This window comes from Streptomyces sp. NPDC003038 (assembly GCF_040611115.1).
Lineage (GTDB): Bacteria > Actinomycetota > Actinomycetes > Streptomycetales > Streptomycetaceae > Streptomyces.
The window spans coordinates 341,571-354,575 of the sequence record NZ_JBEXNN010000003.1 but is presented as its reverse complement, the minus strand read 5'-3'; the positions used below and the strand labels follow the sequence as shown (position 1 = coordinate 354,575).

Annotated in this window: 10 protein-coding genes; 7 read left to right on the top strand and 3 right to left on the bottom strand. The window is 72.8% G+C overall.

The genetic code is table 11. The annotated features are described in order from the left end of the window. Positions 1 to 242: transposase (locus tag ABZX75_RS06530; protein ID WP_355408518.1), on the bottom strand; the 242-nt coding region annotated here is incomplete at its 3' end. Between the two features lie 369 nt (positions 243 to 611). On the opposite strand from ABZX75_RS06530, the gene ABZX75_RS06525 reads away from it, so the two are divergent. The 4 genes from ABZX75_RS06525 (at position 612) to ABZX75_RS06510 (ending at position 4,999) form a co-directional block, all read left to right on the top strand. Beyond that, on the top strand, positions 612 to 1,841 hold the full coding sequence (locus ABZX75_RS06525) for a serine hydrolase domain-containing protein (RefSeq protein WP_355408485.1): 1,230 nt from the start codon (positions 612 to 614) through the stop codon (positions 1,839 to 1,841). Between the two features lie 304 nt (positions 1,842 to 2,145). Continuing rightward, the gene (locus ABZX75_RS06520) at positions 2,146 to 2,970 is read left to right on the top strand and encodes an inositol monophosphatase family protein (RefSeq protein ID WP_355408483.1); all 825 of its coding nucleotides are present in this window, start codon (positions 2,146 to 2,148) and stop codon (positions 2,968 to 2,970) included. Positions 2,971 to 3,059: 89 nt separating this feature from the next. Next, complete coding sequence (locus ABZX75_RS06515; RefSeq protein ID WP_355408481.1) at positions 3,060 to 4,478, top strand: NAD(P)/FAD-dependent oxidoreductase; 1,419 nt, start codon at positions 3,060 to 3,062, stop codon at positions 4,476 to 4,478. Then, positions 4,478 to 4,999 (top strand): O-acetyl-ADP-ribose deacetylase, encoded by a 522-nt coding sequence (locus ABZX75_RS06510; RefSeq protein ID WP_355408479.1) that lies wholly within the window; start codon positions 4,478 to 4,480, stop codon positions 4,997 to 4,999. The genes ABZX75_RS06515 and ABZX75_RS06510 overlap by 1 nt, the downstream gene beginning before the upstream one ends. A 65-nt stretch (positions 5,000 to 5,064) precedes the next feature. Here ABZX75_RS06510 and ABZX75_RS06505 read toward each other — a convergent pair whose 3' ends face one another. Further along, complete coding sequence (locus tag ABZX75_RS06505; RefSeq protein WP_355408477.1) at positions 5,065 to 5,550, bottom strand: Lrp/AsnC family transcriptional regulator; 486 nt, start codon at positions 5,548 to 5,550, stop codon at positions 5,065 to 5,067. A gap of 169 nt (positions 5,551 to 5,719) precedes the next feature. Between ABZX75_RS06505 and ABZX75_RS06500 the strand changes: the two genes are divergently transcribed. The 3 genes from ABZX75_RS06500 (at position 5,720) to ABZX75_RS06490 (ending at position 10,047) form a co-directional block, all read left to right on the top strand. Beyond that, positions 5,720 to 6,652 (top strand): DMT family transporter, encoded by a 933-nt coding sequence (locus ABZX75_RS06500; protein ID WP_355408475.1) that lies wholly within the window; start codon positions 5,720 to 5,722, stop codon positions 6,650 to 6,652. Beyond that, positions 6,645 to 7,892, top strand: coding sequence for an amino acid aminotransferase (locus ABZX75_RS06495; RefSeq protein WP_355408473.1), 1,248 nt, complete (start codon positions 6,645 to 6,647; stop codon positions 7,890 to 7,892). Before ABZX75_RS06500 ends, ABZX75_RS06495 begins: the two co-directional genes overlap by 8 nt. Before the next feature lie 91 nt (positions 7,893 to 7,983). Beyond that, positions 7,984 to 10,047, top strand: a complete 2,064-nt coding sequence (locus ABZX75_RS06490; RefSeq protein WP_355408471.1) for a SpoIIE family protein phosphatase — start codon at positions 7,984 to 7,986, stop codon at positions 10,045 to 10,047. Positions 10,048 to 10,159: 112 nt separating this feature from the next. Here ABZX75_RS06490 and ABZX75_RS06485 read toward each other — a convergent pair whose 3' ends face one another. Further along, positions 10,160 to 12,958 carry a SpoIIE family protein phosphatase gene (locus ABZX75_RS06485; RefSeq protein ID WP_355408469.1) on the bottom strand — a complete coding sequence of 933 codons (2,799 nt, stop codon included), beginning with the start codon at positions 12,956 to 12,958 and terminating at the stop codon, positions 10,160 to 10,162. Positions 12,959 to 13,005: the final 47 nt, after the last annotated feature.

Sequence of the window (13,005 nt, the reverse complement as noted above, 5' to 3'; positions counted from 1 at the left end):
AGGATGCGGTGCAACTGGTCGAAGACCCCTGCCTGCTGCCACCGCTCCAGGCGCCGCCAGCAGGTCTGCCCGGAGCCGAAACCCAGCTCAGGGGGGAGGAGTTGCCAGGCGATGTCGTTGCAGAGCACGTACAAGATGCCCTGCAGGCACAGCCGGTCAGCTACCGGTCGCGGCCCTGGTGACCTCGTCGGCCAGGGCGGCAGTAGCGGCTCGATCAGTGCCCACAAGTCGTCGTCCACGATCCACGGCCGAGTACTTACACCATCACGAACGGCCGAATCGTCACACCGGTCACGGCTGACCAGAGCGTTCCATCAAAATCGTGTTACGCGCTCTTAAGGAACTCCAGAGCGCGAGTTCTTCCGACAGTGTGCTACCGGCTGGCGACGATCTGTACTACCCGCACGAACTCAGTGTCCAGGGCTCGCCGGAGCACCGTCCGATCAACGGGCATTGGGGGAAGTGCGACGGGATGACATCGGGCCAGGTGATCGCAACCAGTCGAGCGCGCCGGCTTCGCGCATCGGCCCAACGGGCAACCCTGGCGCCCGCGTTCGGCGTCCCTCACACCACAGGGGCACAAGCCCCTCGGTGATCTGGAGGCCATACCCATGAAGCAGCGGGTCGCACGTACCGCCTCACTCGCTCTGGCCCTGGCCGCAGCCGTGGGAGCGGCCACGCTCACCCCGTCCGCGCACGCGGCGCAAACAGAACGCGGACACGAGGCGACTCGGACCGCCCTTCACGCTCTGGTCGAGAAGGGCGGACTGCCCGGTGTGGCGGCCAAGACCCAGGACGGCACGGGGAGGTGGTTCGGCTCGGCTGGTTACGGGGACACTGCCACGGGCCGCAAGCGTTCGGCCGGCGACCACTTCCGCGGGGCCAGTATCACCAAGACGTTCATCGCGACCGTCCTGCTCCAACTCGAAGCGGAGGGTAGGCTGAGCCTGGATGACACCGTCGAGACATGGCTGCCCGGTTTGGTGCGGGGCAACGGGTACGACGGCAGCGCGATCACTCTGCGCCAACTCCTCAACCACACCAGCGGCATCGTGAACTACACCGACGATCGCGCCTTCCTGCACAATGCCGCCGGCCCCGGCTTTCCAGAGCACCGGTATGACACCCACACGCCCGAGGAACTCGTGGCGATCGCGCTCAAGTACCCGCCCCGGCCCGGTCCGGAGCGGGCGCCGTCGTACTCGAACACCAACTTTGTGATCGCCGGCATGGTCATCGAGAAGGCGACGGGCCATTCGTACGGGCAGGAGGCCACCCGCCGCATCATCCAACCGTTGAAGCTGCGCGGGACGTCGTTCCCCGGCACGGCGCCGCAGATGCCGAACCCGCACCCCGTCGGCTACTCCCGGCTCCACCAGGATGCCCCCGATGCCGAGATCCACGACGCCACCGAGCAGAACATGACCTGGCTGGGCGCGGCCGGCGACATCATCTCCACCAGTGGCGACCTCAACCGCTTCCACCGCGCCCTCATCCGGGGTGAGTTGCTGCCCTCCGCGCAGATGAAGAAGATGCTCGACGAGGTACCGGCGGGTGGGGGGTTCGGCTTCGGGCTGGGGGTTGAGTTCGCGGAGCTGTCCTGCGGAGTGAAGGTGGTGGGCAAGAGCGGCCGTACGAACGGCTCCTTGTCCGCGATGGTCGGCACGGTGGACGGCCAGCACCAGCTGACGTTCAACGCCAACGGTGACTGGCTGCAGGACGGATCGCTCTACGTCAACGTGATCGAGGCGGAGTTCTGCGGCAGGATCCCGGCCCCGACCGGCAAGCCGTCGTCTCCGGCGGCGCAGCTCCCCGCCTCCCTCGCCGCCTTCCCACGCTAGGCCGCCCCCGCGGCGGCCCGGTCCCGGAACGGGGAGCATCCACTCCCGTACTCCCGACGGCAGCCGGGACACACGTATGAGTGGAAGGGGCGGCGAGGCGCAGCCTCGGGGGGAGGGTGGCGCGGAAAAGCGTGCAGCTGTCGAAGGGGGCGATCCGGTCCGGGTCCGGGTCCGGCTCCGGGGTCCGGGATCTTCCGCCGGGCCGGCCGGGCCGAGGCGCTTCACCCCGTGTCCACATGGTGTCCAGACGTCCGTCCGGAGTTGTCGGTGGGGTTTGTCGGTCGGGCGTGCTTTGCTGGGGGACATGATCGATGAGTTCCTGGCCAGTGACCTGTCCGACGTGGAAGAAGCCGTCCGCAAGGCGGCGGCGGTCGAGATCATGCCGAGATTCCGGCAGCTAGCCGATCACGAGGTGGACGAGAAGACCGGACCGCACGACCTGGTGACCGTCGCCGACCGCAAGGCCGAGGAGCACCTCACGGCCTCGCTGACGCGGCTGCTGCCCGGTTCCGCCGTGGTGGGTGAGGAGGCCGTGCACGCCGACCCCACGATGTACGGGGCGCTGCGCGCGGACGCCCCGGTGTGGATCGTGGACCCGGTCGACGGCACCCGGCAGTTCGTGTCCGGCGATCCCGGCTTCTGCACCCTCGTGGCGCTGGCGCACCGGGGGGAGATCCTCGCCTCCTGGACCTTCGCCCCGGCGCTGGACGAGCTGGCGACCGCCGTGCGCGGCCGGGGCGCGTACGTCAACGGCGAGCGGATCCACAGCGGTTCGCCCGAGCCGGGTGCCGAGCTGCGCATCGCCATGGCGCATCCGTTGTACACCTCCGAGGCGGACAAGCGGACCCTGGCCCGTCTGGACGTGCCCGGCGTCGTGGCCCGCCCGTGCGGTTCTGCGGGCCTGGAGTACCTGCGGGTGGCCCGCGGTGAGATGGACGGCCTGGCCTTCACCTGGCCCTCGGCGTGGGACCACGCGGCCGGGCTGCTGCTGGTCGCCGAGGCGGGCGGGGCGCAGAGCACCGTCGAGGGGGTCCCCTTCCGGGTGGACCGGGACAACGCGCTGCCGTTCGCGGTCGGCCGGGACGAGGCCACCGCGGTACGCATCCGCGAGCTGCTGCGGGGCGCGTAGTCGGATCCGGCGCGGCCGTGCGGCGAGGGGCCGCGCGGCCGCGCGCAATACCCTGGTGGCGGTGGCGCCACCGGACGAAGGAGTCGCAAGTGCCGTCGATTCTCGATGTGGTCGTGGTGGGGGCGGGGCCCAACGGGCTGACGGCCGCCGTCGAGCTGGCCCGGCGCGGCTTCTCGGTGGCCGTGTTCGAGGCCGCCGAGGCGGTCGGCGGGGGAGCGCGGACCGAGGAGCTCACCCTCCCCGGCTTCCGGCACGACCCCTGCTCGGCGGTGCACCCGCTCGGCGCCGGCTCGCCGGTCTTCGCCACGATGCCGCTGGAGCGGTACGGCCTGGAGTGGCTGCACGCCCCGCTGCCCATGGCCCACCCCTTCGACGACGGCACGGCCGCCGTCCTCTCCCGCTCGGTCGCGGAGACGGCGGCGTCCTTCGGGCCGCGCGACGCGGGCGCGTACCGGCGGCTGGTGGGCCCGTACCTCGGCAAATGGGACACGCTGGCGCGGGACTTCATGTCGCTGCCGAACACCGCGCTGCCCCGGGACCCCGTCACCCTCGCGCGCTTCGGGCTCACCGGACTGCCGCCCTCCACCTGGCTCATGCGCCGCTTCCGCGACGACCGCGCCCGCGCGCTGTTCGCCGGTCTCGTGGCGCACGTCATCGCCCCGCTGGGCGGGATCGCCACCGGCGCCGTGGGCCTGGTCTTCGCCCTCGCCGCCCACGCGAACGGCTGGCCGATGCCGCGCGGCGGCTCGCAGGCCATCTCGGACGCGCTCGCCGGGTACCTGCGTGAGCTCGGCGGCGCCGTGTACACCGGCTTCGAGGTGAAGCGGCTCGACGACCTCCCGCCGGCCCGCGCCTACGTCTTCGACACCTCGCCGACCGCACTGGCCAGGATCGCCCGCCTGGGGCGCGTGTACGACGGCTACAAGTACGGTGCCTCCGTGTTCAAGATCGACTACGCGCTGGACGGCCCGGTGCCCTGGACCGCCGAGGAGCCGCGCCGGGCCGGCACCGTCCAGATCGGCCCGCGTACCCGCGACATCGACGCCGCCCTGCAGCTCGCCTCGGGTGGCCGGCCCCCCCGTCACCCGTTCCTCATCACCGCGCAGCCCAGCCTGGCGGACCCCGGCCGGGCCCCCGAGGGCAAGCACGTGTTCTGGGCGTACGGACATGTCCCCGCGGGCTGGGACGGAGACCTCACCGAACCCGTCGAGCGCCAACTGGAGCGCTTCGCCCCGGGCTTCCGCGACCTGGTCCTGGCCCGCGCCACGGCCGGTCCGCCCCAGCTGGCGGCCCGCAACCCCAACTACGTCGGCGGGGACATCGCCTGCGGCGCCGCCTCGGGGCTCCAGCTGCTGCTGCGCCCGAAGCTCTCGCTCTCCCCGTACAGCACGGCCCACCCGGCGGTTTTCATCTGCTCCTCGGCGACCCCGCCCGGCCCGGGCGTCCACGGCATGTCCGGCCACAACGCGGCCAAGGCGGTCTGGCGCCGCCTGCGAAAGGAGTCCTGATGGTCCGCATCACCCTGGTCCAGGGAGACATCACCGCCGAGCAGGCGGACGCCGTGGTCAACGCCGCGAACTCCTCGCTGCTCGGCGGCGGCGGAGTGGACGGGGCCATCCACCGCCGCGGTGGGCCGGAGATCCTCGCCGCCTGCGAGGACCTGCGCCGCTCCCACTACGGCAAGGGCCTGCCGACCGGCCGGGCCGTCGCCACCACGGCCGGCCGGCTGCCGACCGACCACGTGATCCACACGGTCGGGCCGGTCTGGTCGCGTGACGAGGACCGCTCCGAGCTGCTCGCCTCCTGCTACCGCGCGTCCCTGCGGGTCGCCGATGAGCTGGGGGCCCGTACGGTCGCCTTCCCGGCCATCTCCACCGGCGTCTACGGGTGGCCCATGGACGACGGCGCGCGGATCGCCGTGGAGACGGTGCGGGCCGCGGACACGGCGGTGGAGGAAGTGCGGTTCGTCCTCTTCGACAAGACGGCCTACGAGGCGTTCGAGGCGGCGGTCGCCGCGAGCTCCGCCTAGGCCCCGTCCGGGCGGTCTTCGCGGGCCCGTGAGAGGCCGCCCGGTCCGGGCCTGGGCGCGAAGCCTTACGGGGCGCGGCGTGCGGAGGGGCCGGGGGCGGGGCGGGGGTACGTACGGGACTGTTTGACGCTGCCGAACGCGAAGCTCGATTCGATCGACGCGATACCGGGAATGGCGTGGATCCGGTCGCGCACGAGCCGTTCGTACGCTTCGAGGTCTTCGATGACCACCCTGAGCAGGTAGTCGCTGCTTCCCGCCATCAGGTAGCAGTCCTGGATGTGCTCTATGACCCCGACGTGCTCTTCGAAGAGCCTGACCGCCTCCGCCGTGTGGCGGTCCAGGCGTATCCGGACGAAGACGGTGATCGGGAGCCCGAAGGCGACCTGGTCGACCATGGCGGTGTAGCCGCGGATCAGGCCCGCCTCCTCCAGGCGCCGAACCCGGCGCAGGCAGGGCGACGGGGACAGCCGGACGCGGTCCGCAAGGTCCTGGTTGGACAGGCGTCCGTCGGCCTGCAATTCCCGGATGATCTGCAGATCGACCGCGTCCATCGTCACTCCTTGGCAGATTCTGCCTCAAACGTACGCGCGAGCGGCAGAACTGGCAATCGGCTGCCCCGCCTCAGGCCCTAGCGTTGCCCACGGAAAGATACGGGTCCCAGAGGCTGGAGCTACCTCCTTGCTCGCGACGAACACCATGGGGGCGACAGCGCCTCCCCCCGTGGCACCCCCGAAGTCCGGGGCCATCCACCGCCGGCTCTCACCGCAGGCCGTCGGCATGCTGGCGCTGCTGGTGACGGTGGCGATCTGGGCCGCCTTCGCGCTCAGCGCCCGCGCCCTGAGCGCCTCCACCCTCCTGCCCGCCGACGCGGCCCTGCTGCGCTTCGGCGTCCCGCTCGTCGTCCTGCTTCCCGCGCTGTGGCGGCGGCGTCGCCGCATCGCCGCCGTACGGCCCGGGCCCGCCGCCAAGATCATCTGTGGTGCGGGAGTGCCGTTCTTCCTGGCGGCGATGCACGGCGGCGCCCTGACCTCGGCGGCCTTCGTCGGCTCGATCGTCCCCGGGATGGTCCCGCTGTTCGTCTCCGCCCTCATGGTCGCCCGCGGGCGCGGAGTCCCCCGGGGGACGCAGGCGGCCGGGCTCGCGCTGATCGCGGCCGGTGTGGCCGCCCTCGTCTGGCGCTACGTCGTTCCGGTGGACACGGACGTGCTGGCCGGTGCGGGGACGCTCCTGGTGGCCAGCGGACTGTGGGCCCTGTACACGGTGGGGCTGCGGGAGGTGGACCTCGATCCCGTCGGGTCGATCGGACTGCTGTGCGTGCCGTCCTTCGCGGTGATCGGGGTCCTGGCCTTGACCGGCGTGCTCCCGACCGGTCTCGCGCACGCGGCGGGAAGCGACATCGCGCTCTTCCTGGTGGTGCAGGGCCTCGGGGTGGGACTGTGCGCCGGCCTGCTGTACGCCTTCGCCATCCGCCGCCTGGGCGCCGAGCGCAGCTCCGTCGTCGGCAGCCTCAGCCCCGTCGCCGTCGTCCTGCTCGCCATCCCCCTGCTCGACGAATCACCGACCCTCGCCGTGCTCATCGGCGTACCCCTCATCACCACCGGCGTCGTCCTCGCGAACCGACGCCCACGACCCGAGGTTCCCGCACATGCTTGAGCTCCTCCCCCCGCCGCCCACCGACCCGCTGTGGGAGCTGACCCGCGCGTTCGGCACCGACGAGCGGCCCGAACGCCTGAACCTCGTCCTCGGCGTCTACCGCGACCACACGGGACGCACCCCCGTCATGGCCGCCGTCCGCGAGGCCGAGATACGCCTGGCCGAACGGTCCGAGTCCAAGGAGTACCGCGGGCTCTCCGGCAACACCGCCTTCAACCGCGCCATGCTGGCCATGGTCATGGGCCCGAACGCCCCGACCGACCGGGCCGCGGCCGTCCAGACCGTCGCGGGCACCGGCGCCCTGCGGCTGCTGGCCGATCTGATCCACCGCACCCGCCCCGGCACCACGGTGTGGATCAGCGATCCGGCGTACGTCAATCACCGGCCCATCCTGGAGGCCGCCGGCCTGGAGGTCCGCACGTACGGCTGGCGCGACGCCGAGGGCGGCTTCGACACGGCGGGCATGCTGCGGGACCTGGGCGACGCCCGCCGCGACGACGTCGTCCTGCTCCAGGGCTGCTGCCACAACCCCACGGGAGTCGACCCCTCGCCCGAGGCCTGGGAGGCGGTGGCCGAACTGGCCGTCCGCAGCGGCTGGCTGCCGTTCGTCGATCTCGCCTACCACGGGCTCGGCGACGGACTGGAGGCCGACGTGAGCGCCGCGCGCATGCTGGCGGCGCGCGTCCCGGAAATGCTCATCGCCGTCAGCTGCTCGAAGAACTTCGGCCTCTACAGCGACCGCACCGGCTGCGCCATCGTTCTCGGCTCCTCCCGCCAGGCCGTACGCCACGCCGAGACGGCGCTGCAGAACGCCGCCCGCACGCTGTACTCGATGCCGCCCGACCACGGCGCCGCCATCGTGACGACGATCCTCGAGGACGACGGGCTGCGGGCCGCATGGCAGGCGGAACTGGACGTCATGCGCGGCCGGATCACGGCCAACCGCACGGACCTGACGGCCGGCTTGAGCGCGCTGGGCCATGACGCGCAGGCGCGGGCGCTGGCGCGTCAGAAGGGCATGTTCTCGATGCTGCCGCTCACACCCGACCAGATGCTCCGGCTGCGCGGCGAGTTCGCCATCTACGGCACCACCTCGGGGCGGATCAACATCGCGGGAATCCCGGCGCACCGGATCCCCTGCCTGGCCCAGGCCATCGCGGCGGTCCTCCCCGACCCGGCAGGGCGGGCCGGACGCCACCGGGACGCGGAGCGCGCCCCGGTGGCATCGGCATCCGGCTGATCAGCGAACTCGGCCGACGCGGAGCCGCGCGCCGAGCCCTCGGATAGGGTGATTCGGTAGGAATCGGGCCCCCCGGGGTGAGGTCGGTGCGTTGGACACTTACCAGTCGACGAGCGAGGTGCCGGATCAGCCCGTGGGGGCTGTCGGCTACGCGGGCGTGCTCCGCGAGCTGCTGCCGATCGCCCTGTGGCGAGAGGACGCGGACGGGCGCGTCGTGGAATGGTCGCTGGCCGCGCAGGACCTGCTCGGGCACCGCCCCGAGGACGTCATCGGCCGCCTCGGCACCTCCGTCCTCGTCCCCGAGGCCAACCAGGAGCTCGCCGACCAGCTGACGCGCCGCGTCCAAGCCGGCGAGACCGTCGTCGGCACCCTGCCCGTGCGCCACCGTGACGGGCACCGCGTGCCCATGGAGATGTGGATCGTGCCCGCCGCCGACCCGCGGGGGCGTACGGGGGCCATGCTGATCGCCGTGGAGACCTCCGAGGTCCTCCACATGCGGGACTCGCTCGCCGCCCTCCAGAGCCTCTTCACGCAGTCGCCCATCGGCCTGGCCACCCTCGGCCCCGACCTGCGCTTCCTGCGGGTCAACGACGCGCTGGCCCGCATGAACGGCGTCCCCGCCGCCGCTCACCTGGGCAAACGGCTCACCGAGGTGGTGCCCGGGGTGAACGCCACCGCGCTGGAGGCGATGATGCGGCAGGTCCTCGACCGCGGCACCGCCGTGGTCGACGTCCGCCGCACCGGCCGGACCCCCGCCGATCCCGGACACGACCGCACCTGGTCCTGCTCGTACGCCCCGCTGCTCGACAGCTCCGGGCGGCGCCTCGGCCTGATCGCCTCCCTCATCGACATCACCGAGGGCCAGCGGGCACAGGCCGACGCCGAACGGGCCCGGAGCCGCTTCGCCCTGCTGGCCGAGGCCGGCACCCGCGTCGGCACGACCCTGGACCTGCGCCAGACCGCCCAGGAGATCGTGGACGTCCTGGTACCGAGGTTCGCGGACTCGGCCGACGTACAACTGCTCGAAGCGGTACTGGAACCGGACGAGGCCGCGGCCTCCACACGGGGCGTCATGCGCCGGCTGGCGGCGCGCTTCCCGGACCCGGCCGCGCCCACGGCGAGGCTGGCCGCGGGCCAGACCTTCCGGATCCCCACGGGCACGGTCTACGAGCGGGTCATAGCCGAAGGCCAGGCGATGAACCTGTACCAGTCCGACATCCCGGCACTGATCACGGACCCCCGGGCCGAGGCGCTGCGCACCTACCTCGCCACCCTCGGTTCGGCCCGCATGATCCCGCTCGTCGCGCGGGGCACCGTACTCGGCGCGGTCGTCGTGACCCGGGTGCGCGGCCGGGAACCCTTCGACGAGCAGGACTGCGTACTCGTCGACGAACTGGTCGCCCGGGCCGCCCTCAACATCGACAACGCCCGCATGTACACGCGTCAGCGGCAGGCCGCCCTGACCCTTCAGCGCAGCCTCACCAACAGCGCCCTGCCCGAGGCCACCGGGCTCGACCTCACCGGTCGCTACCTTCCCGCCAGCGACCACGACGTCGGCGGGGACTGGTTCGACGTCATCCAGGTGCCCGGCGGGCGGACCGGGCTGGTCATCGGCGACGTCATGGGCCACGGGATCCACGCCGCGGCCGTCATGGGACAGCTGCGCACGGCGGTACGGACCCTCGCCCGCCACGACGTCCCCCCGGCGCGGCTGCTGCGCTCGCTGGACGCGGTGGTGGCCGATCTGGGCGAGGACGAGATGGCGACCTGCGTCTACGCCGTCCACGACCCGGTATCGGGCGGCTGCGTGATCGCCCGCGCGGGCCACCCGCCGCCCGCCGTGGCCACCGCCGACGGGACGATCACCTTCCTCGACGGCCCGCCCGGGACGCCGCTGGGCGCGGGAGGCCAGGACTTCCGTACCGAGGAGGTACGGCTGCCCCCGGGGAGCGTGCTCGTGCTCTACACCGACGGCCTCATCGAGGCCCGCGACCGGGACCTGGACGAGGGCATGCACCAGCTGGCGCAGGCGCTGCGCAGGGTGGACCTGCCGCTGGAGGAACTGTGCGACGGGATCCTGGAGCGGCTGCTGCCGCAAGCTCCGCAGGACGATGTCGCGGTACTGCTCGCCCGGACCCGGCCCACCCCTCGTTGACCCTGCGCACCCGGCCGCGGACCCGGCACAGCCCTTGTTGACCCGGTACGCCGGCCGCCGGCCTGACGGGCCGCTGGGCGGCCGGCCTCCCACGGGGGCACGGGCCGTCCGGTCACCAGGCCATGTCCTCCAGCGCGTCCAGATCCAGCGGTGTCGGCGGCAGCGGCTCCGGGCCCCCGCTCAGCGGCAGCTCGGCCCAGATGACCTTCCCGCGCTCGGTGTAGCGGGTGCCCCACCGCTCGGCGAACTGCGCGACGAGGAACAGTCCGCGCCCGCCCTCGTCGGTGGTGGCCGCGTACCGCAGGTGGGGAGAGGTGCTGCTGCCGTCGGAGACCTCGCAGATGAGACTGCGGTCGCGCAGCAGCCGGACCCGGATCGGCGGGGTCCCGTACCGGATGGCGTTGGTGATCAGCTCACTGAGGATGAGCTCGGCGGTGAAGGCGACGTTCTCCAGGCCCCAGGCTGCGAGCTGCGCCGAGCCCGCGCCCCGCACGCGCGAGACAGCCGCCGGGTCGGGGGGCACGTCCCACACGGCGATCCGGTCGGCCTCCAGCCGCCGGGTGTCGGCGATCAGCAGGGCGATGTCGTCGCTCGGCGTCGGGAACAGCATCGCGGCGAGCACGTCCGCACACGCCTGTTCGGGGCTGCGGCCGGGCCGCGACAGCGTCTCGCTCAGCAGGCTCAGCCCGGTGTCGAAGTCCCGCTGGCGGTCCTCCACCAGGCCGTCCGTGAACAGCACGAGCCGGCTCCCCTCGGGCAGTCGGAGCTCGGTGGCCTCGAAGGGCATGCCGCCCACTCCGAGCGGGAGTCCCGTGGGCAGCTCGGGGAACTCCACGTGCCCGTCGGGACTGACCAGCGCGGGTCCGGGGTGCCCGGCGCTGGCCATGTCGCACCGCCCGGAAACCGGGTCGTAGACCGCGTACAGGCAGGTGGCGCCGGTGATCTTGCTCGGCTCGTCCGCGTCGGTGCCCGCCCCCGCGCGGTCCTGCTGGGCGGACCCGGCCCCGGCCTCGTTCTGGTCGATCCGGGTGATCAGCTCGTCCAGGTGCCCGAGCAGCTCGTCCGGCGGCAGGTCCAGCGTCGAGAAGTTGTGCACCGCGGTCCGCAGCCGGCCCATCGTGGCCGCCGCGTGCACCCCGTGGCCGACGACGTCGCCGACGACCAGTGCCACCCGGGCGCCCGGCAGCGGGATCACATCGAACCAGTCCCCGCCCACCCCCGCCTTCGCGGGCAGATAGCGGAAGGAGACGTCCACCGCACTCTGGTCGGGCAGGACCCGGGGCAGGAGGCTGCGCTGGAGCGTCACCGCGGTGGCGTGCTCGCGGGTGAAGCGGCGGGCGTTGTCGATGGAGACGGCCGCGCGCGCCGCGAGCTCCTCCGCGAAGGACAGGTCCTCCTCCCCGAAGGGCTCGGGGGTGTCGGCCCGCCAGAAGTTGGCCATGCCCAGGACGACTCCACGTGCCTGGAGCGGTACGGCGATCAGCGAGTGCAGGCCGTACGCGAGCGCCTCCCTGGCCCCCTCGGGGTCCTGGTCACGCCAGCCGGCGGCCACCGTCAGGTCCGCCTCCAGCACGGCGCGCCCGGTGTCCAGCGCCGCGGCCATCGGCGTGCTCGGCACGACGAACCGGATGACGTCGCCGACCGGCTGCAGCGGAAGCCGGTCGGTGCGGACGCCGCTCATGGCCGTCCGGCGCATCTCCGTGTAGGAGCCCGGTCCGCCCGTGGGCTCCTCGCCGTGCAGCACCGGCTCCAGCAGCTCCACGGTGACGAAGTCGGCGAAGCGGGGGACGGCGACCTCCGACAGTTCCTCGGCGGTCCGCACCACGTCCAGGGTGGTCCCGATCCGCACTCCGGCGTCGTACAGCAGCTGGAGCCGGCCGCGGGTCACTTCGACCCGGCCGGAGAGCGCGGTCAGCTCGGTGGAGTCGCGCAGGGTCATGACGCTGCCGGAGGGGCGGCCCCCGTAGGGCTTGGTCGGCCGTACGTTCACGGCGAGCAGCCGGTCGCCCGCCAGGTGCACCTCGTCGGTCGCGACCCGGCCGGAGGCGAGCAGTTCGGCGGTGCGCGGGTCGAGGCCGAGGTCGTCCACGTACCGCTGTTCGGCGTCGGCCGGCAGATCGAGCAGCCTGCGGGCCTCGTCGTTGGCGAGGAGGAGCCGGTGGTCGGGGCCGATGATGAGGACGCCCTCGCGCACGGCGTGCAGGACGGCCTCGTGGTGCTCGTTCATCCGGGTCATCTCGGCGGGACCGAGGCCGCGGGTCTGACGCCGCAGCCGGCGGCTCACCAGCGCCGCGCTGCCGGTGCCGAGCAGCAGGGCGCCCGCGGCCGCGCCGAGCAGGAGCGGGAGCTGTCCCTCGACCACGTCGGCGACGTTCTCCACCTCGATGCCGGTGCCGACCAGGCCGACGACGGCGCCGCTGGAGTCCCGTACGGGGACGATGGCCCGAACGGCGTCACTCGGCTCGCCCACGAAGGTCTCGGTGAAGGACTCACCCGCCACCGCCCGTGAGAAGTCGCCGGTGGCGCGCTCGCCGATCAGCTCCGGCCGCGGGTCGGTCCAGCGGACCCCGTCGGTGGTCATCACGGCGATGAAGTCGATGCCCGAGGCGCGGCGGGCGCCCTCGGCCAGGGGCTGGAGCCGGGCGGTCGGGTCGGCGGAGGCGAGCGCCTCCGGGAGGCCGGGGGCATGGGCGAAGGCCTCGGCCGCCGCGAGCGTGCGGTGGCGCGCGTCGCGGTGGCTGTCGTACCGGGCTTGGAGTACGAGGGCCAGGGTGGCCGCGCTGATCAGCAGCAGCACGATCACCGCCTGGAGGGCGAAGACCTGACCGGCGACGCTGCGAGCCCCGAGGGACAGGCGCGCGCGCAGGCGCGGGCCCCATCCGGTCGGCTGCCGACCAAATCGTCCGGTCATGAGCCATTTCTAACACTGTCGAGGGGATTTGGGGTCGGCTGCGGCGT

Bases quoted from the DNA above. Each gene is read 5' to 3' on its own strand.
- ABZX75_RS06525 (WP_355408485.1), top strand. From the start codon at position 612: ATGAAGCAGCGGGTCGCACGTACCGCCTCACTCGCTCTGGCCCTGGCC.
- ABZX75_RS06520 (WP_355408483.1), top strand. From the start codon at position 2,146: ATGATCGATGAGTTCCTGGCCAGTGACCTGTCCGACGTGGAAGAAGCC.
- ABZX75_RS06510 (WP_355408479.1), top strand. From the start codon at position 4,478: ATGGTCCGCATCACCCTGGTCCAGGGAGACATCACCGCCGAGCAGGCG.
- ABZX75_RS06505 (WP_355408477.1), bottom strand. From the start codon at position 5,550: ATGGACGCGGTCGATCTGCAGATCATCCGGGAATTGCAGGCCGACGGA.
- ABZX75_RS06495 (WP_355408473.1), top strand. From the start codon at position 6,645: ATGCTTGAGCTCCTCCCCCCGCCGCCCACCGACCCGCTGTGGGAGCTG.
- ABZX75_RS06485 (WP_355408469.1), bottom strand. From the start codon at position 12,958: ATGACCGGACGATTTGGTCGGCAGCCGACCGGATGGGGCCCGCGCCTG.